This is a genomic window from Saccharopolyspora rosea, assembly GCF_025643595.1.
GTDB classification, from domain to species: domain Bacteria; phylum Actinomycetota; class Actinomycetes; order Mycobacteriales; family Pseudonocardiaceae; genus Saccharopolyspora; species Saccharopolyspora rosea.
Genome location: NZ_CP102826.1, coordinates 1,932,531 through 1,947,233, shown reverse-complemented (window position 1 = coordinate 1,947,233; position 14,703 = coordinate 1,932,531). Strand labels below are relative to the sequence as shown.

Genomic DNA, 14,703 nt, shown 5'->3' with positions numbered 1-14,703 from the left:
ACACTCCGTTCCACGTCGTCGATCGGTGCCGGGCGCGACGACAGCCTACGGCGCGGCGACCCCGGGCAGCACGGCCACCAATTCGAAGCCGCCGTCGTCGGCCCGTCCTGCGTGCAGCCGACCGCCGGCCATCCGGACCCGCTCGGACAACCCCTCCAACCCGGAACCACCACCGCTCGCCTCGGGAACGACATCGCCGGACGCACCGTTGATCACGCTGACCCGCAGTTCTCCGTCCCCGTCGTCGAGCCGGACGCGGACCGGGGCTCCCGGCGCGTGCTTCGAGGCGTTGGTCAACGCCTCCTGCACGACCCGGTAGGCGGCGCGCTGCACCGAGGCCGCCGGTTCGCCGGTGACTTCGGTGGACAGCTCCACGTCGACGCCGGCGTCCCGGGCACGTCCCACCAGGTCCGGGATGGTGCGCAGGCCGGGCTGTTCGGAACGGCCGCCACCGAGGCCGAGTGTGACGCGCATCTCGTCCAACGCCTGCCTGGCGAGCTCGCGCACGCGCAGCGCGGTGTCCTTCGACTCGGCTTCGCCGGTCGTGGCCGCCAGCGCGGCCGACTCGACGGCGATCAAGGTCACGTGGTGCCCCACCGCGTCGTGGATCTCCCGCGCGATGCGCGCCCGCTCCTCGGCGCGCGCGGTCTCGGCCCTGGCCCGCAGTTGCGCGTCCACCGCCTCCCGCAACCGGCACAGGCTCACCGCCAGCTGCTGCCGCAGGGCCACCAGCGCCCCCAGCGCCGCGGGAGCCCCGGCCGCCAGCACCACGAAGCTGATCGTCAGCACGATGGCACCCACGCCCAGCGACTGGAGGACGAGCACCGGCAGCACCGCGGACAACGCCACCACCGCGCCCCACGAAGTCAGCGGCCAGAAACGCGGCTGCGCCCGTCCGAGCGCGAACAACGCCACGATCGCGGGCGCCCAACCGAGTCCCCCGGCCAACGCGGGCACGCACAGCAGCACCGCGATCCGCGGCCACCGCAGCCGCACGGGCAGCAACAGCGACGCCGCCAGTCCGGACCACAGCGCGAAGCCGGGCTCCTGGTAGGCGAACAGCACGGCGGCCACCGGGATGCCCACGGTCAGGGCCTCCACCCCCAGCCGCCGCCGTTCGCGGATCAGCCACCGCACAACTCACCTCGGGTCGACGTCGTCCAGGTCCGACACCCGTTGCGCCATCAACGCCGCCTGCACCCGGTTCTGCGCCCCGAGCTTGCTCAGCACCGTGGAGACGTAGCTCTTGACCGTCGCCTCCGTCAGTCCCAACCGGACACCGATGTCGGCATTGGACCGACCGACCGCCAGCAGCCGCAGAACCTGTTGCTCCCGCGCCGAAAGAGACCGCACCAGTCGCGCTTCGCGCGTGGTGTCCCCCATGGAACGCAGCCGCGGCAGCAGTCGCGCCGTGATGCGCGGATCGAGCACCGCGCCTCCGGCCGCGAGGTCCTGCACCGCCCGCACCAGCACGGCCGGTTCGGCGTCCTTGAGCAGGAAACCGTTCGCCCCGTACCGCAGGGCGTCGGCCACGTACTCGTCCAGGTCGAACGTGGTGAGCACGGCGGTGGCGGGCGGTTGGCCGAGCGCCCGCAGGTCGCGCAACGCGGTCAGCCCGTCCTTGCCCGGCATCTGCACGTCGACCAGCGCGACGTCCGGGCGGTGCGCGCGCACCGCGGACACCAACCGGTCACCGTCCGCGGCCTCCGCGACGACCCGGATGGGACCACCGCTTTCCAGCAGCACCCGAAGTCCCCGCCGCAACATCGGCTCGTCGTCGGCCAGCACCACGCGGATCGGCGCCCCACCGTCGTCGGTCCGCACTCTCGGTCACCTCCCCTGCTTCCCGAGAACGCCAGCAGACTAGCGCCGAAGCCGGGAACCGAACGCACACGCCACCCGTGCGCACGGTGATCAACACTGCTCACCCGCGCCCGGTTCGGGCCTTCTTGCTCTCGCGGACGCGGACCGAGATGCGCACCGGGCTGCCGACGAAACCGAACGTCTCCCGGAACTTCCGTTCGATGAACCGGCGGTAACCGGCCTCCAGGAATCCGGTGGTGAACAGCACCAGCGTCGGCGGGCGGGTGTGCGCCTGCGTGGCGAACAGGATCTTCGGCTGCTTCCCGCTGCGCACCGGCGGCGGGTTCGCGGCGACCAGATCGGACAGCCACCCGTTGAGCCGCCCGGTGGGGATCCGGGTGTCCCACGACTCCAGAGCCGTGCGCAGCGTCGGGGCCAGCTTGGCCACCGCGCGACCGGTGCGCGCCGAGACGTTGACGCGTTCGGCCCACCGCACGCGCACCAGCTCGCGGTCGATCTCCTTCTCCAGCTGCCGCCGGCGGTCGTCGTCGACCAGGTCCCACTTGTTGTAGGCGATCACCAACGCACGACCGGCCTCGACGACCATCGTGATCACCCGGAGGTCCTGCTCGCTCAACGGCTGCGACCCGTCGATGAGCACGATCGCGACCTCGGCGGCTTCGATGGCCGACTTGGTCCGCAGCGACGCGTAGTACTCGGTGCCGCTGGCGGTCTTGACCCGCTTGCGCAGCCCCGCGGTGTCGACGAACCGCCACAGCTCGCCGTCCAGCTCGACCAGGGAGTCCACCGGGTCGACCGTGGTACCGGCGGCTTCGTGCACCACCGACCGCTCCTCGCCGGTCAACCGGTTGAGCAGGCTCGACTTGCCCACGTTCGGCTTGCCGACCAGCGCGACGCGGCGCGGCCCGCCCGACCCGCCGATCTTCTCGCGCGGCGTGGCGGGGAACGACTCCAGCACGCGGTCCAGCAGGTCCCCGGAGCCTCGACCGTGCAGACCGCTGACCGGCAACGGCTCACCCAGGCCCAGCGACCACAGCGAGTGCACCTCGGCCATGGTGCGCTCGTCGTCGACCTTGTTGGCCGCGACCAGCACCGGACGCTCGGACCGGCGCAGCACCCGGGCCACCGCCTCCTCGGTGGCGGTGGCGCCGACCTGCGCGTCCACCACCAGCAGCACCGCGTCGGCGGTGTTCATGGCCAGCTCGGCCTGCGCGGCCACCGACGCCTGCAAGCCCTTGGCGTCCGGCTCCCAGCCGCCGGTGTCGACGACGGTGAAGCGGCGGCCGTTCCACAGCGCGTCGTAGGCGACCCGGTCCCGGGTGACGCCCGGGGTGTCCTGCACGACTGCCTCACGCCTGCCCAGCAGGCGGTTGACCAGCGTCGACTTGCCCACGTTGGGGCGGCCGACCACGGCCAGCACCGGCTGCGGCGGCGGACCGGTCGACTCCTCGGCCTCCGGCTCGACGTCGAACCGGGCCCATTCGGACTCGTCGGTCCACGTGCCGTCCAGGCCGGCGCCGTCCAGCGACTCGTCGGTCACGCTCGTTTCCCTCTCACATCGTCTTGGTGCTGGTCGGCCACCATCCGATCCAGCTCGCTGATCAGCTCGACCAGTTCGCTCCGCACCCGTTCGGTCGCCTCGACCAGCCCGGCGCGCCCCTTGGCGGTGGGCAGCGTGACCGGTTCCCCGAACAACACGTCGATCCGGGGAAGCAGCCTACGGCCCCGGCCGGGCGGACGACGCGTCCCCCGGCACACCACCGGCAGCAACCGGGCCCCGGCGGTCCGCGCCAACCACGCCGCCCCGTGCTGGGCATTGTCCACGTCACCGGCACCTCGCGTGCCTTCGGGGAACACCCCGACCATGCCGCCCGCGCGCAGCACGCGCACGGCGGCCAGCAGCGGTGTGCGGTCGGGTTCGCCGCGCCGCACCGACAGCTGCCCGATGCGGCGCAGGAACCATCCGAGCGCACCGCGGAACATCTCGCGCTTGATCAGGAAGACCACCGGGCGCCGCAGCGTCCCGAACAGCAACGGCCCGTCCAACATCGAGCTGTGGTTCGACACCAGCACGACCGGCCCGGACTCGGGGATCCGCTCCGCTCCGTGCACCCGCACCCGGAACGGCAGCCGCACGAACGTGCGCCCGATCCACTGACCGAACCGGTGCAGTGCCGGGGAAGCCCCTTCGGGCAGAACGCCGTCAGTCATGGCGCGGTCCGTTCCGGGTCGGTCAGCCCCCGCAGCTCCACGAGCTTGTGCAGCTGTTCGAGCACCGCGGGCAGGTCGAGTTCGGTCGTGTCCAGCTCCACCGCGTCGTCGGCCATGCGCAGCGGCGAGACCGCCCGCCCCGAGTCGAGCGCGTCCCTGCGCTGCACGTCCTGGTGCGTCCGGTCCAGGTTCCCGGCACGCCCCTCGGAGACGTCCTGCGCGGTCCGCCGCTCCGCCCGGGCGCGCGCGGACGCGGTCAGGTAGACCTTCAGCCCGGCCTCCGGAGCGACCGCGGTACCGATGTCGCGCCCCTCCACGACGATCCCGCCCGGGGAGACCAGCGCCCGGCGGATCACCTCGCGCTGCTGCCCGACGAGCAGCCGCCGCACCTCCGCGACCGCGGACACCGCGGACACCGCAGCGGTCACCTGCGGTCCTCGGATCTCCCGGCCGACGTCGACGCCGTCCAGCAACACCTCGGGGTGCCCGGGATCGGTACCGACGACCAGCCGTGCCGCGGAGACGATCCGCCGCACCTCCGCCTCGTCGGACGGATCTGCTCCGGCCCGCAGCACCGCCAGCGTCGCCGCGCGGTACATCGCGCCGGTGTCGAGATAGGTCGCGCCGAGCGCCGAGGCCAACCTCCGGGACACCGTGGACTTGCCGGTGCCCGACGGTCCGTCGAGGGCCACCACACCGCGGAGCTGGGCGTGTGCCACGTCGTACTTCCTCCCCCTGGGTGAACGTTGACCGGTCGGCGTGCGCCGGACCAACAACCCATTCTGCCCGGTCGGCACCGACGTCCCCCAGGCGAGTCCGGGTCACCCCCGGCACAGTCCACCACGACGCCAGATGCGAAGAATGTGAACATTCGTCGAGGGGCATGTATTAGGGTCGGCGACCGTGGACGTCACAGTGACCCCGCTTCCAGGACTCGGGACGCAGCAGGACTTCACGACCCGCTCCGGCCACCGCATCGGTGTGATCACCTACCGTGACGGCCGGTTCGAGCTGATCGTGTCCGACCACGACGACCCCGACAAGGTCGCGGCGTCGGTTGATCTGACCACCGAGGAGACCAGCGCGCTGGCCAACCTGCTCGGCGCCCCGCAGCTCGTCGCCCAGCTCACCGAGCAGCAACGCGAGGTGACCGGAGTCACCACGTGGCAGCTGCCGGTCACCCCGAACTCCCCGTACGCGGGCCGGACGCTCGGCGAGACCGAGATGCGCACCCGCACCTCGACGTCGATCGTCGCGGTCGTCCGCGGTGGTGCGGTGCACCCGTCCCCGCGGCCGGACTTCGAGTTCGCCGCCGGTGACCTGGTGGTCGTCGTCGGCACCGCGGACGGTCTCCGCGCGGCCAGCGAAATCCTGGAGAAGGGCTGATCACACCCACAACACCACGCTGACGCCCGGCACCGGCCGGGATCACGCGTCACCCCCGAGCGGGTGACGCGCGCCCACAACTGCATAGGTACGGCAACAGGCGAGAGGAAACACGGTGCACGACACGGCGATCTCCCTCATCGAGCTGGGAGCGGTGTTCTTCGGTCTCGGCATCCTCGGAAGACTCGCCTGGAAGATCGGCGTATCACCGATCCCGCTGTACCTGCTCGGAGGGCTCGCCTTCGGCACCGGTGGCCTGATACCGCTGCACGGCATCGTGCCGTTCACCCACCTCGCCTCCGAGATCGGCGTGGTGCTGCTGTTGCTGCTGCTCGGCCTGGAGTACTCGGCCGGCGAACTCGTCACGGGACTGCGGCGCTCCTGGCTCGCCGGCCTGATCGACATCGTGCTCAACGCGGTCCCCGGTGCGCTGGTCGCGCTGCTGCTGGGGTGGGGTCCGATCGGAGCGCTGAGCATGGCCGGGGTCACCTACATCTCGTCGTCCGGCATCGTCGCGAAGGTGCTCGGCGACCTCGGCAGGCTGGGCAACCGGGAAACCCCGGTGATCCTGTCGATCCTGGTCTTCGAGGACCTGGCGATGGCCGTCTACCTGCCGATCCTGACCGCCGTGCTGGCCGGGGTGAGCTTCCTGGGCGGCCTCACCGCGGTGGGTGTGTCCCTGGTCGTCATCACCCTGGTGCTGGTGATCGCGCTGAAGTTCGGCCGGTACGTCTCGGCGCTGGTCGACAGCCCGGACCCGGAGGTGTTCCTGCTGCGGCTGCTGGGCGCGGCCCTGCTGGTCGCCGGCATCGCCTCGGAGTTGCAGGTCTCGGCCGCCGTCGGCTCGTTCCTGCTGGGCATCGCGATCTCCGGGTCGACCGCGGTGAACGCCTCCCGGATGCTCGAACCGCTGCGAGACCTGTTCGCCGCGGTGTTCTTCGTCGTCTTCGGCCTGAACACCAATCCGGCCGAGATCCCGCCGGTGTTACCGGTGGCGCTGCTGCTCGCGCTCGCCACCAGCGCCACCAAGATCGCGACCGGCTGGCTGGCCTCGCGGATGCAGGGCGTCGGCCGGATGGGCCGGGTGCGCGCCGGTGCCGCACTGGTGGCACGCGGCGAGTTCTCCATCGTCATCGCCGGACTGGCCGTCGCCTCCGGTTCGGTCACCGGTGAACTCGCCGCGCTCGCCACCGCCTACGTGCTCCTGATGGCGATCCTGGGACCCGTGGCGGCCCGGGTCGTCGAACCTGTCGCACGCCGCGTGCTGCGGCTGCGCCCCGCCAGGTCCTGAGGTCGGGTCACATCCCGACGAGGCCGTACAGCGAACCGACCTCCTGCCGGTTGAGCCGCCGGATCGCGCCTGGCCGCTCGTTGCCCAGCTGAACCTCGCCGATCGCGGTGCGCACGAGCCGCTGCACCGGATGCCCGGCGGCCTTGAGCAGTCGGCGCACGATGCGCTTGCGGCCCTCGTGCAGCACGACCTCGACGAGCGCCCGGCCCTGGTTGACGTCGACCAGCTTGAACCGATCGACCTTGGCCACGCCGTCGTCGAGTTCGATGCCCGCGCGCAGCCGCCGACCGAGGTCCTTCGGGATCGGCCCCAGCACCTCGGCCAGGTAGGTCTTCGTCACCCGGTACGACGGGTGCATCAACCGGTGCGCCAACTCACCGTCGTTGGTGATCAGCAGCAGCCCCTCGGTGTCCTGGTCGAGACGCCCCACGTGGAACAGCTTGCCCTCGCGCTCCCGCAGGTAGTCGCCGATGCAGGGCCGCCCCTGGTCGTCGGACATCGTGCACAGGATCCCCCGCGGCTTGTTCAGCAGCAGGTGCACCGTCTCGTCGTTGACCACCACGCGGTTGCCGTCGACGTGGATCACCGCGACCGCCGGGTCCACCCGGCGCCCCAGCTCGGTGACGACCTCTCCGTCGACCTCGATGCGCCCTTCCAGGATCATCTCCTCGGCGGCGCGCCGGGAGGCCACTCCTGCCTGGGACAGCACTTTCTGCAGCCGCACTCCTTCAGCGGCGGCGTTGGTCGGGGAACGGTGCTCAGACGTCATCAATCGAATCCACTTCGGGCAGCAACGGGGCGAGTGGTGGCAGGTCCTTCAGCGACGACAGCCCCAGCCGCTCCAGGAACAGCTCGGTCGTGCAGTACAGGATGCCACCTGTCTCAGGATCGGTTCCGGCCTCCTCGATCAGGCCGCGCCCCACCAGGGTACGGATGACGCCATCGACGTTCACACCGCGTACCGCTGCCACCCGCGCACGCGTCACCGGCTGCCGGTAGGCGATCACCGCCAGTGTCTCCAGCGCCGCGCGCGTCAACTTCGTCCGCTGCCCGTCCAGCAGGTACCGCTCCACGTAAGGCGCGTACTTCTCCCGCGTGTAGAACCGCCAGCCGTCACCGACCCGCCGCAGGTCCAGCCCGCGCTCGGCCGCCGCGTAGCCGTCGGAGAGCCGGTGCAGCGCCTCGCGCACCCGGGCGACCGGCTGCTCCAGCGTGTCCGCCAGCAGCTCCTCCCCCGCGGGAATGTCCACGACCAGCAGCAACGCCTCCAGAGCGGCGTCGAGGGCGGCATCGGAGTCGAGGTCCGGGGCCGACTGCGCGACCACGGCCTCCGACCCGTTGTCCGATGTCGCCGCAGGGGCGTCGGCCTCCGCGTCCTGCTCGCTCACCCGTACTCCTCTTCGTCCTGCCTGGCCCGCTGCGCCTCGGCGTCGGCCTGCGCCTGCTCGACGCTCCCGCCGACCCAGCGCACGATCAGCTCGCCGAGCGGGCTCTCCTGCTCGAACTGCAGCACCTTCTCCCGGTACAGCTCCAGCAGGGCCAGGAACCGCGCGACGATCTCGACGGTGTGCCCGCAGTCGGACACCAACTCGCCGAACGCGGCGCTGCCCTGCTCCGCCAACCGGACCCGCAGCAGCGCGGCGTGCTCCCGCACCGACACCTGGTGCTGGTGGATGTGGTCCAGCGACACGGTCGGAGGCGGCTTCGGGCGGAACACCGCGGCGGCGATCTCGGCGAACCGGTTCGGGTCCACCCCGATCACCACTTCCGGCAGCAGCCCCTCGAACCGCTTCTCCAGCGAAACCGCCCGCGGGTACCGGCGGAGCGCACCGGCTTCCAGCTCGGCGAACAACGCGGCCACCTGCTTGTACGCCCGGTACTGCAGCAGCCGGGCGAACAACAGGTCGCGGGCTTCCAGCAGTGCCAGGTCGTCCTCGTCCTCCACCTCGGCGGCGGGCAGCAGCCGCGCCGCCTTGAGATCGAGCAGCGTGGCCGCGACCACCAGGAACTCGGTGGTCTCGTCGAGGTCCCACTGCTCGCCGAGAGCCTTGGTGTAGGCGATGAACTCGTCGGTGACCCGGTGCAGCGCCACTTCGGTGACGTCCATCTGGTGCTGCGAGATCAGCTGCAACAGCAGGTCGAACGGACCCTCGAAGTTGTCCAGCCGCACGGTGAACCGGTTGGAGTCCCGCGGAGCCGACTCGGTCACCTCGTCCGGGACAGCGGGATCGGTCACTCGCCGGGCCCCCGCCCCCTCGGCCCGCCACAACGCATGCCGTTCACCGCGCGATCACCTCGCGCGCCAGGGCCCGGTACGCCTGCGCCCCCGACGACTGCGGGGCCCAGCGCGTGATCGGCTCCCCGGCCACGGTCGTCTCGGGGAACCGCACCGTCCGGTTGATGACGCTGTCGTAGACGATGTCCCCGAACGCCTCCACCACCCTGGCCATCACTTCGCGGGAGTGCAGCGTGCGCGGATCGAACATGGTCGCCAGGATGCCACTGATCTCCAGGTCGGGATTCAACCGCTCCCGCACCTTCTCGATGGTGTCGATGAGCAGCGCCACGCCCCGCAGGCTGAAGAACTCGCACTCCAGCGGGATGATCACCCCGTCGGCCGCGGCCAGCGCGTTGACCGTCAGCAGGCCCAGCGAAGGCTGGCAGTCCACCAGCACGTAGTCGTACTCCGGGAGCGCGGGCCGCAGCACCCGCTGCAACGTCTGCTCCCGACCGACCTCGGCGACCAGCTGCACCTCGGCTGCGGACAGGTCGATGTTGCTCGGCAACAGGTCCATGCCGTCGACGCTGGTGCGCATCACGACGTCCTCGACGCCGACCGCGCGCTCCATGATCACGTTGTAGATGGTCTGCTCCAGCTGGTGCGGCTGGACGCCCAGACCGACCGAGAGCGCCCCCTGCGGATCGAAGTCCACCAGCAGCACCTTGCGCCCGTACTCGGCGAGCGCGGCCCCGAGATTGATCGTCGACGTGGTCTTCCCGACGCCGCCCTTCTGATTGCACATCGCGAGCACCGACGCCGGGCCGTGCTTGTCCAGCAGCGGCGGTTCGGGGATGCGTCGACGTGGCCTGCCGGTGGGCCCGAGGCCGCGGGAGGAGCCCGGCGACAGGTCGACCTCGTCCTCCGAGCTGCCGGTCGTTTCCGGGGCGATGCTCAGGTCGACCGCGCCCCGGGCCCGCCCCTCGGCGGAGGGCTGCGGTTGCGACATGGCGATCTGACTCCTTCTCAAGCCGGTGGCGATCGAAACGCAGCCTAAGTGGCATTCACTACCAGCGGCAACGCGCCTCGCCGGGGTGTCGGAAATGCGTTCCAGAGCACTGCGGCCCGTCCGTACCGGCCCGACGGAGGGATCGCATTCGCAGCGTCGCCGCATCACTCCGGAGCGTGGGCACGTGGATGTGCCGTGGCATACACCTCCCGCAGCGTGTTGACCGTGACGAGCGTGTAGACCTGCGTCGTGGTGACCGACGCGTGTCCCAGGAGTTCCTGCACGACGCGAACGTCCGCACCGCCCTCCAGCAGGTGGGTGGCGAACGAGTGGCGCAACACGTGCGGTGACACGACGGCGGCGATCCCGGCCCGGTCGGCGGCGGCCTTGAGCGCGTTCCAGGCGCTCTGCCGGGACAGCCTGGTGCCACGCGAGTTCAGGAAGATCGCCGCGCTACCGCGTCCGCGTGTCGCGAGCACCGGCCTGGCCCGCACCAGGTAGGCGTCCAGCGCCGCCAACGCCGGACGCCCGATCGGCACGAGTCGCTGCCGGCCGCCCTTCCCGTCGAGCAACACCGTGCGTTCGGTGTCGTCGACGTCGTCGACGTCCAATCCGACCGCCTCGGAAATCCGGGCTCCGGTGGAGTAGAGCAGTTCCAGCAGCGCACGATCCCTCAGTCCGCGCACATCATCGCCCCCGGCGTGCGTCAGCAAGCGGTCGACGTCGTGAATCGACAACGCCTTCGGCAGCCGTTTCGGAAGACTGGGCGGTGAAACCTCCCGCGCCACGTCCACCTGCAACAGCCCTTCGGCATGCGCGAACCGGTGCAGCCCCCGCACCGCGACCAGCGCACGCGCCGCCGACGAGGCCGCCAACGGCGTCCGCTCCGCGGTTCCCTCCCGCAGTTCACCCAGGAACGAGGACAGGTGCTCAGCACGCACGTCCACGAGATCCGCCACACCGACGTCGGCGAGGAACTGGCCGTACCGATGCAGATCCCGCGCGTAGGAGTCGACGGTGCTGCGAGCCGTACCGCGTTCGACGGCGAGGTGATCGAGGTAACCACCGATCACCTCGCCCAGCCGCACGGGCAGGTCTTCGAAGCGCTTCACCTCGCGCGAGAACCGAAGCTGCTCGGCCGATCACGCCACGCCGCGTCGACGGGCCGAGGCTTCGCCCGCCCCGCGTGCACCTCCTGCGCGGCCAGCAATCCGGACACCGCCGGGGAGTTGACGATCTCCCCGGACAACACCATGCCCACGGCCTCGGCGAGCGGAACGCGGTGGATCACGAGGTCCGCCTCCTCGTCTCCCACTGCCGCCGGTCGTTCCACATCGGACAGACCGGTCGCGAGGAAGACTCGCACGCTCTCGTCGGTGAATCCCGGCGACGTCGCGATGTCGACCAGCACCGACCAGTTCGTGGCAGCGAGCCCCGCCTCCTCGACGAGCTCCCGCTGCGCGGTGCGGACCGGTTCTTCACCGGCCACGTCGAGCAGCCCGGCCGGCAGCTCCCACAACCGGCGTCCGAGCGGGTATCGGTACTGGTGGATGAGCACGACCTGGTCGTCCTCGTCCAGCGCGACGACCGCTACCGCACCGAGGTGTTCCACGACCTCCCGACGAGCCCGCGCACCGCCTGGCATCGCCACCTCGTCGGCTCGCAGCGCGAGGATGTTGCCGACGTAGACATCCGTGCTGTCCAGCGTTTCGAACTCGTGCTCGCCATTGGTGCGCGCGACGCCGCGTCCGGCGCCGTCCGGGTTCTCACTCGTGTCCACGTCCCCCACCCTAGGACGTGCCCCACACCGAGATGCGATCGACGAGCGACCGAACGTCACCCGCCGACCGCACCACCCGCGATCCGCCGCCGTCTATGCCGGTCAGACGCTTGCCGCCGGCTCCTGCACGCTGTCGGACAGATCGACGGGCAACCGCTCCGCGGCCCGGTAGTCGATCGCCGCCTTCACGAATGCGGCGAACAGCGGGTGCGGCCGCGTGGGCCGGCTCTTGAGTTCCGGATGCGCCTGGGTACCGACGAAGAAGGGGTGCTCCTCACGGCGCAATTCGACGAACTCGACCAACCGGTTGTCCGGAGATGTTCCCGAGAACACCAGCCCGGCCTTGCTCAACCGGTCCCGGTAGGCGTTGTTCACCTCGTAGCGGTGCCGGTGGCGCTCGGACACCTCCTCGGTCCCGTACGCCTGCGCGACGATCGAGTCCTTCTGCAACTTCGCCGGGTACGCACCGAGCCGCATGGTGCCGCCCATGTCCCGGTCCCCCGAGACGACGTCGTGCTGGTCGGCCATGGTGCTGACCACCGGGTGCTGGCACGGCTCCTCGAACTCGGTGGAGTTCGCCCGCTCCAGACCGGCCAACGACCGGGCCGTCTCGATCACCATGCACTGCAGCCCCAGGCACAGCCCAAGGGTCGGGATCCCGTGCGTCCTCGCGTACCGGATGGCACCGAGTTTGCCCTCGATGCCGCGCACGCCGAAGCCACCGGGGATCAGCACACCGTCCATTCCGGACAGCGCATGCGCCGCACCGGACTCGGTTTCGCAGGTGTCCGAGGGCACCCAGGAGATCTCGACCTTCGCCCGGTGCGCGAAGCCGCCTGCGCGCAGCGCCTCGGTCACCGAGAGGTAGGCGTCCGGCAGGTCCACGTACTTGCCGACCAGTGCGATCCGAATCCGCTCGGAGGGGTTGTGCACCCGGTCCAGCAGGTCGCCCCACACCGACCAGTCGACGTCGCGGAAAGGCAGTCCGAGCCGACGGACCAGGTAGGCGTCGAGTCCCTCACCGTGCAGCACCCGCGGGATGTCGTAGATCGACGGCGCATCGGGGCAGGCCACCACACCGTCGACGTCCACATCGCACATCAACGCGATCTTGCGCTTGAGGTCCTCCGGCAGATCGCGGTCCGCCCGGCACACCAGCGCGTCCGGCTGAATACCGATATTCCGGAGCGCTGCGACCGAGTGCTGCGTCGGCTTGGTCTTCAACTCCCCCGAGGGAGCCAGGAACGGCACCAACGACACGTGCAGGAAGAAGCAGTTGTCCCGCCCCACGTCGTGCCGGACCTGCCGGCACGCTTCCAGGAACGGCAGCGATTCGATGTCGCCGACCGTGCCACCGACCTCGGTGATGACCACGTCGGGCGTGCGGCCGTCCTCGTCGGGCTCGGCCATCGCGCGGATCCGAGCCTTGATCTGGTCGGTGATGTGCGGGATCACCTGCACCGTGTCGCCCAAGTACTCCCCGCGCCGCTCCTTGGCGATCACGGCCGAGTAGACCTGGCCGGTGGTGACATTGGCGTTGCGGGTCAGGTCCCGGTCCAGGAACCGCTCGTAGTGCCCGATGTCGAGGTCGGTCTCTGCCCCGTCCTCGGTCACGAAGACCTCACCGTGCTGGAACGGGTTCATGGTCCCGGGATCCACGTTCAGGTAAGGGTCGAGCTTCTGCATGGTCACCCGCAGGCCGCGGGAGGTCAGCAATTCGCCCAGACTGGAAGCCGTGAGCCCTTTACCCAGAGAGGAGGCCACGCCCCCCGTCACGAACACGTGCTTGATAGTGCGTGCTTGCGGCACCAAGAAAGCTCCCCGTGGTCAAGCCGTCGCCGGGCTGGAATTCTGCGCTGGCAGGACGGCTGGCTCCGTCGCTCCCACGGAATTCCAGCCTATCGCACGACCACACCGCCGTGCAGCAGCCCCGCATCCCCATGCACGCCCTGACACCGCTGGTCAACCGCCATCCGGACGAGTTCCCAAGTCATGGTCCCGTCGGAGGTGATCCAGGTGCACCGCTCGGTGACCATCGACACGTCCTACTCCTCAAGCGCGTCGGCCGCGGCTGCGATGACACCAACCGAATCACGGGGCGACAGAGCAAGCGCACCCAGGTCGTCCATGAGCCCCCTGAGGGTTTCCACCTCCTCTTCCACTTCGACGTACGTGCACCCCACGGGCCCCGCCACCACCGCCACGTCCGGATGCGGGAGGTCGCAGAACGAGAGAATCGAGAACGGGACGTCCACCGGCAGCGCCCCGGCTTCGAACGGCAATACCCGCACCGTCACACCTGATCGCTCGATCACGTCGAGCAGGTGCCGCAGCTGTGCACGGTGCGCCGCAGGCTCCACCACCCGCCTCCGGAGCGCCGATTCAGCGAGGACGATGTCGATCTCGGCCTTGTGGTCCTCCAGCAACATCCGCTGACGCCTCAGCAGCCACTCCAGCCTCCGCTCCAGAGGCGCCTCGTCGAGTCTTCGCTGCCTGGCCGCACACACCGCGCGTTCGTATTCCGGAACGCGCACGAGCTCGGGGACGAGTTCCACGGCGAACGACCGGATGACATCGGCCTCGGCCTCCAAGCCCACGCATACCTGCTGGGCGCGCGACACGACGTCCCTGTACTGCTCCCACCACGCCCGGCTACGAGCGGCCCTTGCCAACTCCACCAGGCGCGAGCGTTGGTCCGCGCTCGCCTGGCACACCTCGGCCAACGCCATCACGGCATCGATCCCGACGCTCTGCTTGGCGGTCTCGATCTTGCTGACCTTGCCCTGCTGCCACCCCAGCCTGCTGGCGACGTCGACATGCGTGAGTCCCGCGGCGAGCCGCAGCCTCTTCAGCTCCGCGGCGAGAACACGTCGGCGCAGGGTCGGGCTGGCGACGGACCCCGCAGGGTCGGGCGACTCGGACGCGGCGGCGAGGTGGTTCGAATTCGTCGTTTCCATGACGCCAGCTTGATCCGCACCGCCGTC

15 protein-coding genes are annotated in these 14,703 nt (G+C 70.4%); 2 read left to right on the top strand and 13 right to left on the bottom strand.

Going from position 1 to position 14,703, the window contains the following annotated elements:
- Positions 1–45 precede the first annotated feature (45 nt).
- The 5 genes from NV263_RS09490 to cmk all read right to left on the bottom strand — a co-directional run bounded on the left by NV263_RS09490 (position 46) and on the right by cmk (position 4,754).
- Positions 46–1,137 carry a sensor histidine kinase gene (locus NV263_RS09490; RefSeq protein ID WP_263252275.1) on the bottom strand — a complete coding sequence of 364 codons (1,092 nt, stop codon included), beginning with the start codon at positions 1,135–1,137 and terminating at the stop codon, positions 46–48.
- 3 nt (positions 1,138–1,140) lie between these two features.
- The gene (locus tag NV263_RS09485) at positions 1,141–1,767 is read right to left on the bottom strand and encodes a response regulator (RefSeq protein ID WP_397545631.1); all 627 of its coding nucleotides are present in this window, start codon (positions 1,765–1,767) and stop codon (positions 1,141–1,143) included.
- A gap of 157 nt (positions 1,768–1,924) precedes the next feature.
- On the bottom strand, positions 1,925–3,364 hold the full coding sequence (gene der, locus NV263_RS09480; RefSeq protein ID WP_263252273.1) for a ribosome biogenesis GTPase Der: 1,440 nt from the start codon (positions 3,362–3,364) through the stop codon (positions 1,925–1,927).
- A complete protein-coding gene (locus tag NV263_RS09475) occupies positions 3,361–4,035 on the bottom strand; it encodes a lysophospholipid acyltransferase family protein (RefSeq protein WP_263252271.1) in 675 nt (224 codons plus the stop codon). Before NV263_RS09475 ends, der begins: the two co-directional genes overlap by 4 nt.
- Entirely contained in the window at positions 4,032–4,754 is a 723-nt protein-coding gene (gene cmk, locus NV263_RS09470; RefSeq protein WP_263252270.1) for a (d)CMP kinase, read from the bottom strand. The genes NV263_RS09475 and cmk overlap by 4 nt, the downstream gene beginning before the upstream one ends.
- Positions 4,755–4,938: 184 nt before the next feature.
- Between cmk and NV263_RS09465 the strand changes: the two genes are divergently transcribed.
- Together NV263_RS09465 and NV263_RS09460 are read left to right on the top strand one after the other, a co-directional pair.
- Positions 4,939–5,421: a cation:proton antiporter regulatory subunit gene (locus tag NV263_RS09465; protein ID WP_263252269.1), complete on the top strand. Its 483-nt coding sequence runs from the start codon at positions 4,939–4,941 to the stop codon at positions 5,419–5,421.
- Between the two features lie 115 nt (positions 5,422–5,536).
- Positions 5,537–6,712, top strand: coding sequence for a cation:proton antiporter (locus NV263_RS09460; RefSeq protein WP_263252268.1), 1,176 nt, complete (start codon positions 5,537–5,539; stop codon positions 6,710–6,712).
- Between the two features lie 7 nt (positions 6,713–6,719).
- Here NV263_RS09460 and NV263_RS09455 read toward each other — a convergent pair whose 3' ends face one another.
- The 8 genes from NV263_RS09455 to NV263_RS09420 all read right to left on the bottom strand — a co-directional run bounded on the left by NV263_RS09455 (position 6,720) and on the right by NV263_RS09420 (position 14,676).
- On the bottom strand, positions 6,720–7,481 hold the full coding sequence (locus NV263_RS09455) for a pseudouridine synthase (RefSeq protein ID WP_263252267.1): 762 nt from the start codon (positions 7,479–7,481) through the stop codon (positions 6,720–6,722).
- Positions 7,471–8,100, bottom strand: a complete 630-nt coding sequence (gene scpB, locus NV263_RS09450) for an SMC-Scp complex subunit ScpB (protein ID WP_263252265.1) — start codon at positions 8,098–8,100, stop codon at positions 7,471–7,473. The genes NV263_RS09455 and scpB overlap by 11 nt, the downstream gene beginning before the upstream one ends.
- On the bottom strand, positions 8,097–8,948 hold the full coding sequence (locus tag NV263_RS09445) for a segregation and condensation protein A (RefSeq protein WP_263252263.1): 852 nt from the start codon (positions 8,946–8,948) through the stop codon (positions 8,097–8,099). The genes scpB and NV263_RS09445 overlap by 4 nt, the downstream gene beginning before the upstream one ends.
- Positions 8,949–8,991: 43 nt before the next feature.
- Positions 8,992–9,939, bottom strand: coding sequence for a ParA family protein (locus NV263_RS09440; protein WP_263252261.1), 948 nt, complete (start codon positions 9,937–9,939; stop codon positions 8,992–8,994).
- A gap of 164 nt (positions 9,940–10,103) precedes the next feature.
- On the bottom strand, positions 10,104–11,051 hold the full coding sequence (gene xerD / locus NV263_RS09435; protein ID WP_263252259.1) for a site-specific tyrosine recombinase XerD: 948 nt from the start codon (positions 11,049–11,051) through the stop codon (positions 10,104–10,106).
- Entirely contained in the window at positions 11,048–11,719 is a 672-nt protein-coding gene (locus NV263_RS09430; RefSeq protein ID WP_263252258.1) for an NUDIX domain-containing protein, read from the bottom strand. Before NV263_RS09430 ends, xerD begins: the two co-directional genes overlap by 4 nt.
- Before the next feature lie 102 nt (positions 11,720–11,821).
- On the bottom strand, positions 11,822–13,528 hold the full coding sequence (locus NV263_RS09425) for a CTP synthase (protein ID WP_380759408.1): 1,707 nt from the start codon (positions 13,526–13,528) through the stop codon (positions 11,822–11,824).
- A 236-nt stretch (positions 13,529–13,764) separates the two neighbouring features.
- Positions 13,765–14,676 (bottom strand): helix-turn-helix domain-containing protein, encoded by a 912-nt coding sequence (locus tag NV263_RS09420; protein WP_263252255.1) that lies wholly within the window; start codon positions 14,674–14,676, stop codon positions 13,765–13,767.
- Positions 14,677–14,703 lie beyond the last annotated feature (27 nt).

What these genes read in the sequence shown, in the direction of transcription:
- NV263_RS09485 (WP_397545631.1), bottom strand. Translation starts at nt 1,767, where the DNA reads ATGTTGCGGCGGGGACTTCGGGTGCTGCTGGAAAGCGGTGGTCCCATC.
- NV263_RS09475 (WP_263252271.1), bottom strand. Translation starts at nt 4,035, where the DNA reads ATGACTGACGGCGTTCTGCCCGAAGGGGCTTCCCCGGCACTGCACCGG.
- NV263_RS09455 (WP_263252267.1), bottom strand. Translation starts at nt 7,481, where the DNA reads ATGACGTCTGAGCACCGTTCCCCGACCAACGCCGCCGCTGAAGGAGTG.
- NV263_RS09440 (WP_263252261.1), bottom strand. Translation starts at nt 9,939, where the DNA reads ATGTCGCAACCGCAGCCCTCCGCCGAGGGGCGGGCCCGGGGCGCGGTC.
- NV263_RS09420 (WP_263252255.1), bottom strand. Translation starts at nt 14,676, where the DNA reads ATGGAAACGACGAATTCGAACCACCTCGCCGCCGCGTCCGAGTCGCCC.